Raw genomic sequence first — 17,236 nt, 5'->3', positions numbered from 1 at the left:
GGTATTGCTTAAAACAAACCCCTTTTACCACTAGGACGCACAGTTAGCCAATTAGTTTTAGCTAATGCCAATTGCTCATCAGTTACCTTAGCACCAGTCAGATTAGCACCACATAAATTAGCCCCTCGGAGATTAGCATTACTCAGATAAGCATGACTCAGATCCGCACCTCTGAGGTCTGCACCTTCTAAATCAGCATGACTCAGATAAGCCTTTGTTAAATTAGCATCCTTAAAATTTGTTCGCGTCAAACTAGCTCTACCAAAATCAGTATTGTGAAGATTAGCTTCTTGGAGATTAGCTTTTTGCAATTGCGCCCCATGAAAATTAGTTCCTGATAAATCAGCATTAGGTAAACTGACCAGATTGAGATTATAGGTAGCAAAATCACGCCTACCTTTACTATAAGCAGCCAGTAGACTTTGAGAATCTAATTTGCGTCCTACAGAAGAACCACCACTATTATTACTATCTCCAGATATTGATCTAGATATAGATTCCCTTCTCTGAATTGGTTTTTGTTGCCATTCATTTCCTGCTGATGACTTCTCTCTCCTAGCGCGAATTGCAGCCGCTATCTTGGCCACACCATCATTTTTATTACTGACAGAAGGATTAGGATTATTACTTGTAGGCGGAAAGAAATCAATATTTGAGTTGCTTTGTCTGTTATGTGTTGGTTCTGGCGCTGATCCAGATGGTTTGGATAGTAAACCTTGAGCTAAACTATCTAAATATGGTTCCATATCCAAAGCTCTCAGTACATCTTGTGCTACTTGATAGCGATTACGGACCGAAACCTCTAACATTTTCTTCAATACTGTGGTCAAATGATCACTGATATCAACTAGATGCTCCCACATCATGTCGCCTGTGGTGGGATTATATTCTAAATCTTTAGGAATTTTGCCACTGAGTAGATAAATACAAGTTACTCCCACAGCGTAGATATCACTCGAATAAACAGGACGCATGGCCATTTGTTCTGGAGGTGCAAAACCAGGAGTCCCAATTGCATAAGCTGTTAAAGCCGTTTGTCCTGATTGACTCGCCGTAATTTGGTTGACTTGGTTTTTAACAGCACCAAAATCAATCAATACCAATCGGGCATCTTGAGAACGACGGATTAAATTAGCAGGTTTAATATCTCGGTGAATTACCTGCTGCTCATGGATATATTGTAGCAACGGGATGATTTCACTTAAAAATTGTCTAACTCCTGCCTCACTATAAACACCATTTTTTTTCACCTCTTGTTGGAGAGTAAAACCGCTAATATATTCTTGAACTAAATAAAATTGCCCATTATCTTCAAAATAATCTAGCAGCATTGGTATCTGTGGATGATTACCAATTTTTCCTAGTGTTTCCGCCTCTCTTCTAAACAGTTCCCGCGCCATTTGCAATATGTACGGGGTTGTCCCTGACGGACGTAATTGCTTAATTACACAAGGAGGTTTTCCTGGCAGGTGTTCCTCAATTGCTAAAAATGTTGCACCAAAACCACCTTGGCCTATTGGTTTGACCACCCGAAAGCGATCGCGCAAAAGTAATTGTGAGCCACAAGCCTGACAGCTTTGACTAGAGGCTGAATTTTTGGGATTTGGACAGGTGGGATTTACGCAGTAGCTCATGCACTGTCAACTCGCTGCACGAAGGATAACGGGGCTAATCATGCTCTTATTACATTATTAAGAGCAAATTCAAATTTCTGCTAGGTTATTTATGCTGGAAATATGATAAACATTCTCATTTCTTCTAGATTATCTCACCAAAGTAATACAAAAACCGTAAAGATAGTTAAGTATTTATTAGTAAATCTTCATGGAAAATATATACATATCAACTGTATTTGTTGTCGCTCTCCATTCTGGAGTAAGGAGCAGGGGCTATAGCAATAGTATTTGAATTTTGAAAAGATCCTAGTATTTGTAGGGTGCGTTATCACTTTGCCTAAAGCACCCTACGTATCTTATCAGGAATACAAAAATCAAATCTTAGTCATATAGAGAGCAGAAAGAGAACCTTGATCTTTAATAATTCCCTATTCCCTATTCCCTATTTACAGACCAGATAGCACATCTTTTGCAGCAGCTAATGTCTGTTCAATGTCTTCTTGAGTATGAGCCAAAGAAGTAAACCCAGCTTCAAATTGAGACGGTGCTAAATAAATACCATGCTCTAACATTCCGCGATGGAAACGACCAAATTTAGCTGTATCAGCCTTTTTCGCATCTTCATAGTTGTTAACTGGTCCAGCAGTAAAAAACAGACCAAACATTGCACTAATATTTCCGCCACAAGCAGCATGACCAGTATCTGAGCAGACTTTTAGCAATCCATCAGCTAACTGTTTAGTAATTTGTTCTAAATACTCATAAGTACCGGGTTTGCGTAGTAATTCTAGGGTTTTAATCCCGGCTGTCATCGCTAAAGGATTACCAGATAGAGTTCCAGCTTGATAAACTGGACCTGCGGGGGCAACCATTGACATGATCTCGCGGCGGCCACCATAAGCGCCTACTGGTAAACCACCACCAATTACCTTACCAAGGGTGGTTAAATCGGGAGTAATGCCAAATTTTGCTTGTGCGCCACCATAAGCAATCCGGAAGCCTGTCATGACCTCATCAAAGACTAATAGTGCGCCGTTTTCTTGGGTAAGTTCCCGTAGTCCAGCTAGGAAACCGGCATCAGGGGTAATGAAGCCAGCGTTACCAACTACGGGTTCGAGAATTACACCAGCGATTTCGTTGGGGTTTTGTGCAAATAAGGCTTTTACTGCTTCTAAATCGTTGAAAGGCGCAGTTAAGGTACTAGCTGTGACGGCTTTGGGTACTCCTGGTGAGTCGGGTAAACCCAGAGTAGCGACACCAGAACCAGCTTTTACCAAGAACATATCAGCGTGTCCGTGATAGCAACCTTCAAATTTGATGATTTTTTCTCTGTTTGTAAAGGCTCGCATCAGGCGTAATACGGCCATACAGGCTTCTGTGCCAGAATTCACAAATCTCACCATTTCGATGCTAGGAACAGCATCAATGACCATTTCTGCTAATACATTTTCTAATACGCAAGGAGCGCCGAAGCTAGTTCCTTTATCTAGGGCTGTGTGCAGTGCGGAAATTACTTCTGGATGAGCATGACCACAAATAGCTGGCCCCCAAGTACCAACATAGTCAATGTATTTGTTGCCGTCTACATCCCAAATATATGCGCCGTTAACATGATCGAAAACTATGGGTTGTCCACCCACCGATTTAAAAGCGCGGACTGGAGAACTCACTCCTCCGGGCATGAGGTTTTGAGCAGCGGCAAAGATTTCTTGTGATTTTGTGGTTTTAATTGAGGTGTTTACCAAGGGTATCTCCTATTAAGTGGTGATTAAAATTGAGCTTCTCTCTTAGGATAGGGTGAAAAGCTGCTCAGAATTTCTATGGTACAGAATTAGCTGAAAATGGTATCGTGAGTCAAAGAATTATTGTGATGAGAGTAAGTAGGTGAACCGAAAAATTTAAAGGTATGCGAAGAAAAGTAAAATCGCCCAAAACTCTCTTCCTGTTCCCTGTTCCCTGTTCCCTGTTCCCTTGCCCCAGTGACAATTTTTAACGCCAACCTACTTAAATTAACTGATATGTCTTTTTCTGAACTAAGATCGCTCAAATCTGCTATCCCTGTGGACAAAATTCGCTATGATCATCAAGGTTTAGTGCCGGCAATTGTCCAAGATTATTTGGATGGGGCTGTGCTAATGATGGCTTGGATGAATCAGGAATCTTTACAAAAGACTTTGGAAACTGGGGAAACTTGGTTTTGGAGTCGTTCTCGTCAGGAATTTTGGCATAAAGGTGGAACTTCTGGACATATTCAGAAGGTGCAAAGTATTCGTTATGACTGTGATAGTGATGCTCTATTGATTGGGGTGGAGCAGTTGGGTGATATTGCTTGTCATACTGGAGAACGTAGTTGTTTTCATCAAGTTGATGGTCAGGTTGTAGCACCACCAGGGGATAGTTTATCACAGTTGTTTGCCGTGATCCGCGATCGCCGTGATCATCCCCATGAAGATTCCTATACCTGTAAATTATTGGCTGGTGGCGATAATAAGATTTTGAAAAAGATTGGTGAGGAAAGCGCCGAGGTAGTTATGGCTTGTAAAGATGATGATGCTGATGCGATCGCTGGTGAAGTAGCAGATTTGTTTTATCATACTCTTGTAGCTTTAGCACATCATCAAGTTGACTTAAAAGCAGTTTATCGCAAGTTGCAAGAAAGAAGAAAGTAATTGGTAATTGGTGATTGGTAATTGGTAATTGGTGATTGGGTAATTTTCTTTCTTTTTTCTGAACTCCTGACAACGGACAACTAACAACTAACAACTGACAACGGACAACTAACAACTAACAACTAACAACTGACAACTGACAACTGACAACTGACAACTGACAACTTACGTTAAATAAATTTATCCTTCAATTTGTTCATTACCATTTCTTTCGCGTTTTAGGCTTTCCTCTAAAGCCTCTATTTGTTCACGACGGGCTTCTAATTCCAAACTACGCCGGGCTAAATCTTGATTTTGTAAAGTTAAATTTTGCTGCCAATTTTCCACTTTTTCTGCTTCTTGCTTGAGAAAATCAGGAGTAATTCCATTAGCAAGATAAATTTGCACAAGATGAAGTACCCAATTGGTAGCATCTGTAATTTTTTCAATTTCACCAGTCGCTGAAAGTTCAACTAACACCAATAAGTTATTACTCATGATGTTTTCTGTTTCTAAAAGAATTGCCGTTTCTATGGATAACGTCACCCTATCGCTATCAGCAATGATAATCCAAAGATGTTCTGATTCTTGACGGACTAATAAACGTAATTGATATTGATCTAAAAAATTATCTTTATGTATTTGGGCAAGATATAGCATAATTTTAATTTACTTCCAATAAAACATTTGGGGATGGGGGATAAATTAATTCAAAATTTTGAATATTGAATTGTTTATTTTTCCCCAAACCACCATCAGCTATACTAAACTACGCAGTCTATCGCGTAAAATTTCTGCTTGTTTTTCAGCTTCTGCCAATGTAACCCTAGCACTCTTTACCACATCTGGGGGTGCTTTATCCACAAACTTAGAATTACTTAATCTAGCAGTCAAAGATTGGGCTTCCGCTTCCGCTTTTTGTAAGCTTTTCTCAAGTTTGGCACGGACAACTTCAATATCCACAACACCTTTTAAGGGGATTACTACCTGTACAGTCCCGACAACACCAGCAATGGAATTTTCTTTTTCCTGGGGTGCAGTTGGTGGTAATTCTGGTTCAGTTGCTGGTTCACTTGGTGGGAAGTATTTTGCTAATAACTCTTGTCTTGCTTCCGCATTGAGTAAATAGCGAACAACAAACCACGCTACATAACCCAACCCAATTATTTCAAAACTAGTCCCAAAGAAGGGAATATCTAGTGCTGTATTCCCCACAAATATAGCTACTCGCAAACCGATAAGCGCGACAACTGTTAAAGCAATGATCTTTATTCCACCCCAATATTTAGTATCTTCGACTTGTGTAATCTCTTCGGGAAGAATAACAGTATTAGCATCAGCAATTGTTAAAGTTTCCACTTTGGCTAAATCTTGAATATAAGCCTGGCCAGCAGTGAGAATAAATCTTTCGCTTTCGCTTTCACTTTGCAAATTAGCCGTAATTTTTACTCCTGGTTTAATATCAGATTCTGCCCGTAAATTGCGAATTGTGCGAATTGTGCCAATTAATAAATCAAACTGTGTTTCTAAAGCTGTATCAATCAGATTGTAATCTGGTTCAGGATAAGATTGTAAAGGTAAAAGTTGGGGATTTTCGGTAGGTTGTTGGGTGAGAGTTTGCCAAATTTCCTCAGTAATATGAGGCATAAAGGGATGGAGTAATTTTAAAATTCCTTCCAAAATGTAGGCAATTATTTGTTGGGCAACTTTACGAGATTCGGGATTTGCATCTTTCTGTAATCTAGATTTAACTAATTCAATATACCAATCACAGAAATCACCCCAAATAAATTCATAAAGTCCTTTGGCTGCTTCCCCTAAACCATAATTGTCAATATCATGATTAGTTTGTTTAACAACTTGGTTAAAACGGGAAAGAATCCACTTATCACTTAATTCTGTAGGAACTGGTTGACCTAATTGAACCGGAGTTTGTCCGTCCAAATTCATCATTACAAATCGGGCAGCATTCCACAACTTATTGGCAAAATTGCGAGAAGCTTCTACTGAGATAGATTCATCTTTTTTGCGGTCATATTCTAAACGAATATCTTGACCAGCCCCAGCTACTTCCTTAATTAAGGTAAAGCGTAAAGCATCAGTTCCATATTTGGAAATCAACAATAAAGGATCAATTCCATTATTTGCCGATTTCGACATTTTCTTATTATTTTCGTCTCTGACTAAACCATGAATGTACACAGTTTTAAACGGCATTTTTCCGGTAAAATGTGTTCCCATCATCGTCATTCTGGCTACCCAGAAAAAGATAATATCAAAACCAGTAACTAAGGTAGTAGTGGGGTAATATGTGGCTAAATCTTGGGTTTCTTCTGGCCAACCTAAAGTAGAAAATGGCCAAAGTCCCGAAGAAAACCAAGTATCTAAAACATCAGGGTCTTGTGTTAATTTTACATCTTCCCCAAATTGGGCTTTGGCTTTTTCTAAAGCTTCTGCTTCATTGCGGGCGACAAAATAAGGCGTAGAGTCGGTGATTTCTCCTTCTGTTTCGCTGACAGCATACCAAGCGGGGATTTGATGACCCCACCACAACTGACGAGAAATACACCAGTCACGCAGATTTACTAACCAATCACGATAAACTTTAGTCCACCGTTGGGGAACAATTTCGGGAGAATCTTGATTATCGAGGAAATCTAAGGTTTTATCAGCCAGAGGGCGGATTTTCACAAACCATTGAGTAGAAAGCAGAGGTTCAACAGGGACTTTACCGCGATCGCTATAAGGTACTGTATGTTTATATTCCTCAACTTTGACTAAAACGCCATCAGCCTCTAATCTAGCTACAACATTTTTCCGCGCCACAAAGCGGTCTTGACCTTGAAACTCACCTGCATTTTCATTCAGTGTACCGTCCTTATTCATAATATTAATGAACGGCAAATTATGACGTTTCCCCATTTCAAAATCATTGGGGTCATGGGCTGGAGTCACCTTCACGCAACCTGTGCCAAAAGTCGCGTCCACCAATTCATCACCAATAATGGGGATTTCCCGGTTCATAATTGGCAAAGTTAGCGTTTTCCCAATTAGGTGTTTATATCTGTCGTCATTGGGGTTAACCGCCACACCTGTATCACCTAACATGGTTTCGGGGCGAGTTGTCGCCACTTCTAGAAAGCCAGAACCGTCGCTGAGGGGATAACGGAAATACCACAGATTCCCATTTACTTCCTTGGGTTCTACTTCCAAATCAGAAACTGCTGAACCAGAAGCGGGACACCAATTCACTAAATAGTTACTACGGTGAATTAATCCTTCTTCATGGAGACGAATAAATGCTTCTAAAACAGCTTTTGATAAACCTTCATCTAATGTGAAGCGTTCCCTTGTCCAGTCAACAGATACACCTAAACGTTTTAACTGATTAATAATTGTCCCACCGGATTCCGCTTTCCATTGCCAAGCCCGTTCTAGAAACTTTTCCCGCCCTAAATCATGGCGAGTTTTCCCTTCGGCTTTGAGTTGCTTTTCTAAAATCGTTTGCACTGCAATGCTGGCGTGGTCAGTTCCCGGTAGCCATAGGGTGTTACGTCCTTTCATGCGGTGGTAACGCACCAGGGTGTCAATGATAGCCCCTTCAAAGGCGTGACCCATGTGCAGACTGCCAGTTACGTTAGGTGGAGGGATAACGACGCAGTATGGTTCGCCTTTGTGGTTGGGGTCAGCTTTGTAAACTTGGTTGTCTTCCCAAAATTTTTGCCATTTGGCTTCTGTGGAGAAGGCTTCGTAAAGACTGGGGAGATTTGGAATAGTTACGGTCATGCTGGGAATAGTAATTGTATGACAACTCTACTAAATTTTGCCACAGGCTTGGAAAACCTTTATCGTTAGTGGGAAATTTGACTAAGTAACTAACTACCTGACCTCTCACAGAAGCCAGGCATTTAATTTATACAGCCGCCACTTCAACATGGACATCGTGAGGGACTAAGCTTCTTTCCGCTACCATATCACCTAAAGGTTTGATATAGGCGATCGCCTGTTTCCACACCATAATTTGCTCATTATTGCCATCAAAAACACATATACAATGGTGGTCTTGCCAAAATATTCGACCTGTAATTAGATCACCAGTCATTAACCGAAATTCGACTGTGATTTTTTCTTTAATACACTTTTGTATTTGACGAATGCTAGGTAATGAAGTATCAAATTGATTATTTGCCATGTTTATTTGAACTATAGGTAAAAGTTAACCACCAATAATTGACAATTGACAATTGACAATTGACAACTAACTACTAACAACTGACTACTGACCACTAACAACTGACAAATTACCCAGTTTTTTAATAAAATTAATGAATCTTTGATAATTCATTTAAAGCAAAATGGCAATCGAATTTACTAAGTATCACGGACTCGGTAATGATTTTATCCTCATTGATAACCGTTCCTCATTGACACCAGTATTGACACCAGAGAAAGCGGTACAGTGGTGCGATCGCCATTTTGGGATCGGTGCTGATGGTGTTATTTTCGCACTTCCTGGACAAAATGGCACTGACTACACCATGCGGATTTTTAACTCCGATGGTTCAGAACCGGAAATGTGTGGAAATGGGATTCGCTGTTTAGCCGTATTTCTGACAGAATTAGAAGGCATTGCCCGTACCAAAGATACCTATCGTATTCATACTTTAGCAGGTGTAATTACAACCCAACTCACAGATGATGGTCAAGTCAAAGTGGAAATGGGTGAACCTCAATTATTAGCGGGGGAAATTCCCACTACTCTTGCACCTAGTGAATTTAAAGTCATTAATCAACCCCTGGAAGTAGCCGGCAAAACCTGGGATGTTACCTGTGTCAGCATGGGAAACCCTCACTGTATCACCTTTGTCGAAGATGTCGCTGCTATTAACTTAGAAAGCATCGGTCCCCAATTTGAAAATCATCCCGTATTTCCTAAAAAAACCAACACCGAATTTATTCAAGTTGTTAATCGTAACTACTTGAAAATGCGCGTTTGGGAACGGGGGGCAGGAATCACCCTAGCTTGTGGAACAGGTGCTTGTGCATCCTTGGTAGCTGGAGTATTGAACGATAAATGCGATCGCACTGCAACTATCGAATTACCCGGTGGACTCCTAGAAATTGAATGGTCAGAAGTTGACCAACGCATCTACATGACAGGACCTGCACAGCGAGTATTTACAGGCAAATATTAAGCCATTAAGTTGATAATTGGCAATTGATAATTGAAAGCCTCTCCTCATAAAGAAAAAAAGGGAATTGTCAATTATCAATTGTTCATTGTCAATTGTTGAAACTCTACTTATCAGTTAAAAACTGAATACACGCTACAACTAGCTACAAAAATCTTTACCAAAAACCTGGGTCTAAAGCCCCGTGCTTCTAGCACGGCTTTTCTTCAACTTCCGGATCATCTCTCTAAGTACGTCATTTTGAGTGCGATCTGTTTCCTCGCAATATTTCAAAAGTATTTCATACTCTTCATCAGAACACCGAACCGTTAATTTCTTCATGCCGTCATATTGCCGTTAATATATGGTAGAATACTAGCATGAAAACACTGAAGTTTAAACTCTACGCACACAAACGGAATAGACACCTCAAGCGCACAATTAATGCGGCTGGGGTGATTTATAACCATTGCATTGCCCTACACAAACGGTACTACCGGATGTGGGGCAAACACTTAAACTGTGCAAAACTTCAGTCTCATATCGCCAAACTGCGGAAGAGAAACCCATTTTGGCAATCGCTAGGTTCTCAGGCAGTACAAGATATATGTCAACGCATTGAGAAAGCCTACCAACTATTTTTCAAACATAACAAGAAAGGAGTAAGACCACCAAGATTTAAGAAAGTTAAGAAGTACAAATCCTTCACCCAAAAGCTTGCAGGTTATAAGTTTTTGGGTGGTAACAGGGTGAAAATTGGTAGCCGAGTTTATCAATTCTGGAAGTCTAGAGAGATTGAGGGAACAGTCAAAACCCTAACCATTAAACGCACGACCTTGGGTGAATTGTTTATGGTTATTGTTGTTGATGATGGTAGTAGCCCAGAAGTTGAAGTTAAGACAGGTAAAATTGCTGGCTTTGATTTTGGGTTGAAAACATTTCTCACTTGCTCAGACGGCACTAAAATTGAGTCTCCCCAATTTTTCAAGCAGTCCCTAAACGCCATCAAAAAAGCTAGTAAACAGCATTCTAAAAAGTTAAAAGGTTCGTCCAACAGGGAACGAGCAAGAAAAAACTTAGTACGCACGTATGAGGGTATCTCTAATCGTCGGCGTGACTGGTTTTGGAAGTTAGCCCATGAGTTAACTGATAAGTTTGATATTCTCTGTTTTGAGACTTTAAATCTCAAGGGGATGCAACGTCTTTGGGGCAGGAAGATATCAGACTTGGCGTTTGGTGAGTTTCTGCAAATCCTAGAATGGGTTGCCAAAAAGAAGAATAAAATGGTTGTTTTTATCGACCAGTGGTATCCAAGTTCTAAGACTTGTTCTAGTTGTGGGCATATTCTAGAAAAGATTGATTTGTCTATTAGAGAATGGCGTTGTCCATCCTGCCAGTCAGTAAACGGAAGAGACGAAAACGCCAGTCGCAATATTTGTGCAGTCGGGGCATCTACTGTTGGGTTAGGTAGTGTAAGTCGGGCTTTGCCTGCAATTGCTGTTCGAGCCTAGAATCCCCACGCCTTTAGGCTGGGGAGTATGTCAAAATAAAGAAGAATAGCAATCATACATAATACAAATTAAAAACAATGGGAATATTCGGATTTGGAAAAAAGTCAGCTATGCCTGCATCTGACCAAGCATTACCAGGACGGAAAGAAGTAATGCGAGTACCTGCAAATCATTATGTCAACAAAAACCCCCTCAAAGCACCTTTTCCCGCAGGTTTAGAAACCGCCATGTTTGGTTTAGGCTGTTTTTGGGGTGCAGAACGCAAATTTTGGCAATTGCCAGGAGTTTACAGCACTGCGGTAGGTTATGCGGCTGGTTACACACCCAACCCTACCTATCAAGAAGTATGTAGCGGTATGACAGGTCATAATGAAGTAGTATTAGTTGTGTTTGACCCCAAAGAAATTACCTATTCCCAACTACTGAAAGTTTTCTGGGAAAGCCACAACCCTACCCAAGGAATGCGTCAAGGTAATGATAGTGGTACTCAATACCGTTCAGGTATTTATGTCTATTCCGAGAATCAAAAACAATTAGCAGAATCATCACGGAATGCTTATCAATCAGCAATCAGTGATGCAGGTTATGGTAAAATTACCACAGAAATTTTAGATGCACCTGAATTTTACTACGCTGAAGAATACCATCAGCAATATTTGGCCAAAAACCCCGGTGGTTATTGCGGTTTAGGTGGTACTAATGTTGCTTGTCCGGTGGGTATTACTGAAGCTTCAGTCAGTTAAATTCCAAGGAACAAATACAATTGAGGGCGCAGACCCTGCGCCCCTACAGATTTTATTAGGACTTACGCACAAGTCATGAAGGAATGAACCACGTTCGCGAAGCGTCCCGTTAGGGATAGGAACGAAGGACACGTTCGCGGAGCGTCCCGTTAGGGATAGAAAAGAGGGTTTCAGAGATATTTTGCGTAAGTCCTATTTATAGTCATCAATGGGTACAATTATTAAGTAAATTTAGCAGAAATTAAATATGATTGGGGTAGCAGTTGTTGGGACGGGATTTGGTCAAAAGGTTCATATTCCCGCGTTTCAAGCACATCATAATACGGAAGTTGTTGCTGTTTATCATCGAGATATTAATAAAGCTCAAACTATCGCTGCAACTCATAATATTTCCTATGCCGGCGACAATTTAGCAGCAGTTCTAGCTTTACCAACAGTTCAAGCTGTCAGCATTTCCACACCGCCATTTTTACACTATGAAATGGCTAAACAAGTTTTAGAAGCTGGGAAACATCTCTTATTAGAAAAACCCATAACTTTAAATGTTACTGAAGCTAAAGAATTATATCAATTAGCCAAAACTCAAGGTGTAGTTGCAACTGTAGATTTTGAATTTCGTTTTATCCCCGCATGGCAATTTTTTGCTCAACTGCTTTCTACAAATTATGTAGGAAATATTCGGTTAATTAAAATTGATTGGTTGGGTTCTTCTCGCGCTGATACTTCCCGTCCTTGGAATTGGTATTCTACTAAAGAAAAAGGTGGTGGTGCATTAGGTTCTTTAGGTTCTCATGCTTTTGATTATATTAACTGTTTATTTGGTGAAGTTGGCAAATTAAACGCCCATTTAATTACTGCTATTTCTGAACGAGTTAATCCTGAAACTGGGAAATTACAAACAGTTGATAGTGATGATACCTGTCTATTATCTTTGGAATTGGTAAATGGTACACCTTGCCAAGTTTCTATTAGTGCAGTTGTTCATGCACCTCGAACTCATTGGATAGAAGTGTATGGGGATAAGGGAACTTTGGTTTTAGGTAGTGATAATCAAAAAGACTATATTCACGGTTTTCGGGTTTGGGGTTCTCAACCAGGTGAATCTTTGCAAGAAATAGAAATTCCGCCACAATTTCTCTTTCCTCAACATTATCATGATGGACGGATTTGTGCTTTTCTTCGTGTTGTTGATGAATGGGTAAAGGGAATTACTAATAATCAAGAAATTATACCTTCTTTGCGAGAAGGAATTTATTCTCAATTATTAATGGACTTATCACATGAATCTCATGATTTAGGAAATTGGGTAAATGTGCCAAGTTTGGAAGAGATTTTTGATTAACAATTGACAATGGGTGATTAGACATCTCAAAAAAAAATGTAGAGACGTTCCATGGAACGTCTCTACAAGGGTTGTGGATAACGCATATTTAATTTCTGGAGATATCTATTGGTGAATAAATTTCTGTTTTCATCCTAATAAGGGCGAAGCATTCGGGTTATCAATTATCCATTTTTGTCTAAGGCTATTTTCCGAATGCTTCGCCCCTACTAACGGCTAATATTATCTTGATAAATTGCTAACTGCTTCTGCAATTTGGCTAGAAACAAATGGTAAAATTTCCCGGTTTTTAGCTTGCTCTTTTCCTTCTGTAAATACTACTAACACATAAGGAGGTTGATCTGGTAATTCAATATATGCCGCATCATGGCGGACAGAGCTTGTCCAACCTGCTTTTGACCAAATTTGACCATTTTCCGGTAATCCACCGCCTAAGAAGCCTGTAACTTGGTCTTCTTCCACATCTTGGGGTAAGGCATCAGCTTGAATACTGCGTTTGAGTAAATTCATCATAGTTTGCGATCGCCCACTGGACACGGCCACCCCACCCACGATACTATGTAATAATCTCGCAGTGGCATCTGTCGTCAGCATATTCCGATTTTCAAACATTTCTCCATAAAAAGCCCTTTCTCTTCCATAGGGACCATCACCCCAAGTTTTTTGACAGACATTAATCGCTTTCACTTCTTCCCACCCCAAGGACTGGTAATAGCGGTTAATAATTTGACGCTGATATTTCCAGGTTTCAAAGGGTCCAGGGGTTAATTGAGGACCAGAAGTAGTACCACTGAGGATATCAACAATTAAACTAGTAGCATCGTTGCTAGACTCGACTATCATATCAGTCAAGGCTCGGTTTAATTCTCCCGAACTGTGACTCATGCCTTTTTCTAGCCATTCTTGCACGACTACCAAATAAAATAATTTCACCACACTAGCAGGATAAATCCGTTCTCCTCCACGATAGCTAAATCCCCGCACTGGGTGTTCCCAAAAAGCCTTGGGAGTCAATGCACCACCTGTATTAACAGGGACTGGAGGATCATACACAACCCAAGTAAGTGCAATTTGATTAGGTGCTAAAGTCGGAAATTTTGCCCAAGTTGCCCCTAAAATTTGATTACCAAGATTTTCTAGTTGTTCGTCTTTATTAAAAAAAACCATTTGCTAATAATTTCCTTATGGTAAGCAGTTCTGCATTTACACTGTATAACCTAAATCAGTCTCAATACTTGTCGGTTAAGCTCAAAATAATAAAATTATGTAAGTTGCGTTAAGGAACGTTCACGAAGTGTGGTGAAGCCATAACCCAACATTTACAAGGGTTTGTTGGGAGGGCATCCTTAACCGCCAAAATATGTAAAAATCTTTAATTTACCTGCTTTTTAGTTGATCAGGAGTCTATTTACTCGCTTAATCTTAGCATTGCTTCTATAATTACTGAAGTAGTAACAATGATTAGGCTCATTTCAGGTAATGTATCATGACTTTTGATTTAACAAGATTTTATCAAGCTTGCAACCCGAATAAAACTCTTGATAAAAGCAAAGCTGAAGATAGACAATACTATATTGATTTTTCCGAAGTGCGGGGTGCAGAAATAATTAGAGAATTAAAAAGAACTATTACCTTGCTTTCTCCAGAATCACCAACTTGTCAATTATTTACAGGACATATTGGTTGTGGGAAATCTACAGAGTTGCTGCGGTTAAAAGCAGAGTTAGAAGAACAGGGATTTCATGTAGTATATTTTGAATCTAGCCAAAGTTTAGATTTAGCTGATATAGATATTACAGATATTTTACTAGCCATAGCCCGCGAAGTTAGTCAAAGTTTAGAATCTGCACAAATTAAACTCAAACCAGGATATTTTCAAAATCTATTTACAGAAATAGCTGAACTTCTACAAACTCCCCTAGATATTGGTGTGGAAGCGGAATTATCTGTGGGTATTGGCAAAATTACCGCCAAAACTAAAGATAGTCCCAAACTGCGTAGTCAACTAAGACAATTTTTAGAACCCCGCACCAATGGCATTTTAGAATCAATTAACAAAGAATTACTAATACCAGCAAAAGAAAGACTGAAAAAACAAGGTAAAGCTGGTTTAGTCGTCATTATTGATAACCTTGATAGAATAGATAACGCACTGAAAGCAAATGGTCAATATCAACCAGAATACTTATTTGTAGAACGGGGTGAACAGTTAAACAAATTAAACTGTCATGTAGTTTATACAATTCCTCTAGTTCTTATATTTTCTAACGCATTAGGTAGACTAACAAATCGCTTTGGAGTAGACCCCAAAGTATTACCAATGGTAGCAATAAAACAGAGAAATGGGACAGAGTATCAAGCAGGAATTAAACTTCTACAACAAATGATCATAGCTAGAGCTTTTCCTGGAGTAAATACAGAAGAAGAAATCCAAAATTCAATTACCAAAATTTTTGATAGTCCTGAAACATTAGAACGACTTTGTAAAGTTAGCGGTGGTCATTTGCGTAACTTATTAATGTTATTATTTCGCTGTTTGCAAATGGAAGATGTACCACTTTCTCGCAAATGTGTAGAAACAGTCATCAAAAAACGTTGTAATGAGTTAAGTTTAGCAATTACACCTGATGAATGGGAATTATTAAAAGAAGTATGGAAAACCAAAACCTATAGAGGTGAAGAACAATATGATATCCTACTTCGCAGTATGTTTGTCTTTGAATATCGAGATGAAGAAGGTTCTTGGTTTGATATTAATCCAATTTTGATAGAATCAAAGGAATTGATGGAATGAATAATCACACCGCGTATCCAGTCCCCCTCCTCGCTTGCGGGGAGGGGTTAGGGGTGGGGTGTTATGGCATACTTGCGTGTACACTGGATTAAAACAGTTTCAAATTAGCAATTAACATCATGAATAATCAAGAAAGTCCTCCTGAAAATAATGATAACTCCCTCAGAACTATATTAAGAGCAATTAATTTTTCCCAAGGTCAATTATCACTGATTTTCCTCCGCTGCAATTATGCAGAATTACGTCAGCAGATAGCAGCACAACTTAAAGAAGTTTCTTCTATACCCATTAGAGAAATTACCTTACCAGAATCAGCTAAAAGTCTCTATGATAATATAGCTCAAGAATTGGGAAACGAACAACCACAGGCTTTGATGATTTATGGTTTAGATTCTGTTCAAAACATTGACAGAATTTTGAGTTTATCTAACCAAATCCGCGAAGAATTTAGAAAAAACTTTCCCTTTCCCATTTTGATTTGGATAGATGATCAAATTCTCAAAAAAATAATTAGAGTTGCACCAGATTTAGAAAATTGGGGTAGTATCATGGACTTTGAAAATGATACTGAATATTTAGTTAATCTACTGCAAGAAACAACAGCAGAAATCTTTAACCATGACGTTATTCCTACTCCTCAAGTTTACAAAGAAATAGAAGCTGCAAGTCGAGATTTACAAAACAGAGGAGAAGACATAAACCCAGAAATCCAAGCAGGTTTAGATTTTGCTTTTGGTTTACGGGAATATCAACAAGATCATGTAGATGATGCCTTAGTTTATTATCATAGAAATCGAGGATTTTGGCCAGCCAATCATAATTTAGAACGTTACGGTATTCTCTTAATTAAAATATCTTTAGCTTATAGACGAAAAGCAGAAATAAGTAATAGTGAAAATTCCGAAGATTGGCAAAATGCAATAATTATTTTACAGCCAGCTTTAGATATTTTTGAACAAGCAGAAAAATTAGATTTAGTAATTGAATGTAACAACTATTTGGGTAAAATCTTACGACATTTAAAAGCATGGAATGATTTAGAAATTATCGCTCAAAAATCTCTGGAATTATATGACAATTTCTCTTCTATACATACAGATAAATTACATAATGTAGAGACGTTCTATGGAACGTCTCTACAAAGTTCGCAAATTGGTAAAGCTCAAAATTATGGATTTCTTGCAGAAGTAGCTTTAGAAAATAAAGAATGGCAAAAAGCAAAGGAACACGCACAGCAAGCATTAGACATTTTAAATCCAATTCCTAATTTAGCATCTCATGAATTTGCTTTATATCGCTTATTACTAGCACGCTCTCAGGTTGGTTTAAAAGAAATTTCCACAGCAATTCCAACTTTAGAAACCGCTAAAAATGAAAGTCATCCTCAATATGATCCTAAATTATCAATACC

13 protein-coding genes and 1 pseudogene are annotated in these 17,236 nt (G+C 39.0%); 7 read left to right on the top strand and 7 right to left on the bottom strand.

Annotated elements, in window-relative coordinates:
* Nucleotides 1-8: 8 nt before the first annotated feature.
* Nucleotides 9-1,634 (bottom strand): serine/threonine-protein kinase, encoded by a 1,626-nt coding sequence (locus FJR04_RS23430; protein WP_168499370.1) that lies wholly within the window; start codon nt 1,632-1,634, stop codon nt 9-11.
* A 428-nt stretch (nt 1,635-2,062) separates the two neighbouring features.
* On the bottom strand, nt 2,063-3,361 hold the full coding sequence (gene hemL / locus FJR04_RS23425) for a glutamate-1-semialdehyde 2,1-aminomutase (RefSeq protein WP_168499368.1): 1,299 nt from the start codon (nt 3,359-3,361) through the stop codon (nt 2,063-2,065).
* 273 nt (nt 3,362-3,634) lie between these two features.
* Here hemL and hisIE point away from each other — a divergent pair, with 273 nt between their 5' ends.
* A complete protein-coding gene (gene hisIE / locus FJR04_RS23420; RefSeq protein WP_168499366.1) occupies nt 3,635-4,285 on the top strand; it encodes a bifunctional phosphoribosyl-AMP cyclohydrolase/phosphoribosyl-ATP diphosphatase HisIE in 651 nt (216 codons plus the stop codon).
* Between the two features lie 180 nt (nt 4,286-4,465).
* Here hisIE and FJR04_RS23415 read toward each other — a convergent pair whose 3' ends face one another.
* From FJR04_RS23415 to FJR04_RS23405, 3 genes are all read right to left on the bottom strand, one after another.
* On the bottom strand, nt 4,466-4,924 hold the full coding sequence (locus FJR04_RS23415; protein WP_168499364.1) for a hypothetical protein: 459 nt from the start codon (nt 4,922-4,924) through the stop codon (nt 4,466-4,468).
* Between the two features lie 99 nt (nt 4,925-5,023).
* Nucleotides 5,024-8,050, bottom strand: a complete 3,027-nt coding sequence (locus FJR04_RS23410; protein WP_168499362.1) for a valine--tRNA ligase — start codon at nt 8,048-8,050, stop codon at nt 5,024-5,026.
* Between the two features lie 127 nt (nt 8,051-8,177).
* The gene (locus FJR04_RS23405) at nt 8,178-8,456 is read right to left on the bottom strand and encodes an RNA chaperone Hfq (protein ID WP_168499353.1); all 279 of its coding nucleotides are present in this window, start codon (nt 8,454-8,456) and stop codon (nt 8,178-8,180) included.
* Nucleotides 8,457-8,619: 163 nt separating this feature from the next.
* Here FJR04_RS23405 and dapF point away from each other — a divergent pair, with 163 nt between their 5' ends.
* Nucleotides 8,620-9,459: a diaminopimelate epimerase gene (gene dapF, locus FJR04_RS23400; protein WP_168499351.1), complete on the top strand. Its 840-nt coding sequence runs from the start codon at nt 8,620-8,622 to the stop codon at nt 9,457-9,459.
* A 171-nt stretch (nt 9,460-9,630) separates the two neighbouring features.
* Here dapF and FJR04_RS23395 read toward each other — a convergent pair whose 3' ends face one another.
* Entirely contained in the window at nt 9,631-9,777 is a 147-nt protein-coding gene (locus FJR04_RS23395) for a ribbon-helix-helix protein, CopG family (protein WP_127053311.1), read from the bottom strand.
* Nucleotides 9,778-9,815: 38 nt separating this feature from the next.
* On the opposite strand from FJR04_RS23395, the gene FJR04_RS23390 reads away from it, so the two are divergent.
* The 3 genes from FJR04_RS23390 to FJR04_RS23380 all read left to right on the top strand — a co-directional run bounded on the left by FJR04_RS23390 (nt 9,816) and on the right by FJR04_RS23380 (nt 13,031).
* Nucleotides 9,816-10,946, top strand: a complete 1,131-nt coding sequence (locus FJR04_RS23390; protein ID WP_168499349.1) for an RNA-guided endonuclease TnpB family protein — start codon at nt 9,816-9,818, stop codon at nt 10,944-10,946.
* 77 nt (nt 10,947-11,023) lie between these two features.
* Complete coding sequence (gene msrA / locus FJR04_RS23385) at nt 11,024-11,689, top strand: peptide-methionine (S)-S-oxide reductase MsrA (RefSeq protein WP_168499347.1); 666 nt, start codon at nt 11,024-11,026, stop codon at nt 11,687-11,689.
* 247 nt (nt 11,690-11,936) lie between these two features.
* Nucleotides 11,937-13,031, top strand: a complete 1,095-nt coding sequence (locus FJR04_RS23380; protein WP_168499345.1) for a Gfo/Idh/MocA family protein — start codon at nt 11,937-11,939, stop codon at nt 13,029-13,031.
* A gap of 222 nt (nt 13,032-13,253) precedes the next feature.
* On the opposite strand, the gene FJR04_RS23375 is transcribed toward FJR04_RS23380, so the two are convergent.
* Complete coding sequence (locus FJR04_RS23375; protein WP_168499343.1) at nt 13,254-14,198, bottom strand: serine hydrolase; 945 nt, start codon at nt 14,196-14,198, stop codon at nt 13,254-13,256.
* Nucleotides 14,199-14,517: 319 nt separating this feature from the next.
* Here FJR04_RS23375 and FJR04_RS23370 point away from each other — a divergent pair, with 319 nt between their 5' ends.
* Both FJR04_RS23370 and FJR04_RS23365 read left to right on the top strand, forming a co-directional pair.
* Complete coding sequence (locus FJR04_RS23370) at nt 14,518-15,825, top strand: ATP-binding protein (RefSeq protein WP_168499341.1); 1,308 nt, start codon at nt 14,518-14,520, stop codon at nt 15,823-15,825.
* A gap of 119 nt (nt 15,826-15,944) precedes the next feature.
* Nucleotides 15,945-17,236 (top strand): annotated as a pseudogene (locus FJR04_RS23365) (hypothetical protein); the annotation flags it as partial.

Origin of the sequence: Anabaena sp. UHCC 0204 (genome assembly GCF_009711975.1) — a bacterium.
Lineage (GTDB): Bacteria > Cyanobacteriota > Cyanobacteriia > Cyanobacteriales > Nostocaceae > Dolichospermum.
Note: the sequence above shows the minus strand (reverse complement) of the source record. Positions and strands in the feature narration are given on the sequence as shown.

Coding starts and splice junctions, on each gene's coding strand:
- FJR04_RS23395 (WP_127053311.1), bottom strand. CDS start 9,777: ATGAAGAAATTAACGGTTCGGTGTTCTGATGAAGAGTATGAAATACTT.
- dapF (WP_168499351.1), top strand. CDS start 8,620: ATGGCAATCGAATTTACTAAGTATCACGGACTCGGTAATGATTTTATC.
- hisIE (WP_168499366.1), top strand. CDS start 3,635: ATGTCTTTTTCTGAACTAAGATCGCTCAAATCTGCTATCCCTGTGGAC.
- FJR04_RS23380 (WP_168499345.1), top strand. CDS start 11,937: ATGATTGGGGTAGCAGTTGTTGGGACGGGATTTGGTCAAAAGGTTCAT.
- FJR04_RS23410 (WP_168499362.1), bottom strand. CDS start 8,050: ATGACCGTAACTATTCCAAATCTCCCCAGTCTTTACGAAGCCTTCTCC.
- FJR04_RS23405 (WP_168499353.1), bottom strand. CDS start 8,456: ATGGCAAATAATCAATTTGATACTTCATTACCTAGCATTCGTCAAATA.
- FJR04_RS23370 (WP_168499341.1), top strand. CDS start 14,518: ATGACTTTTGATTTAACAAGATTTTATCAAGCTTGCAACCCGAATAAA.
- FJR04_RS23390 (WP_168499349.1), top strand. CDS start 9,816: ATGAAAACACTGAAGTTTAAACTCTACGCACACAAACGGAATAGACAC.
- FJR04_RS23375 (WP_168499343.1), bottom strand. CDS start 14,198: ATGGTTTTTTTTAATAAAGACGAACAACTAGAAAATCTTGGTAATCAA.
- FJR04_RS23415 (WP_168499364.1), bottom strand. CDS start 4,924: ATGCTATATCTTGCCCAAATACATAAAGATAATTTTTTAGATCAATAT.
- msrA (WP_168499347.1), top strand. CDS start 11,024: ATGGGAATATTCGGATTTGGAAAAAAGTCAGCTATGCCTGCATCTGAC.
- FJR04_RS23430 (WP_168499370.1), bottom strand. CDS start 1,634: ATGAGCTACTGCGTAAATCCCACCTGTCCAAATCCCAAAAATTCAGCC.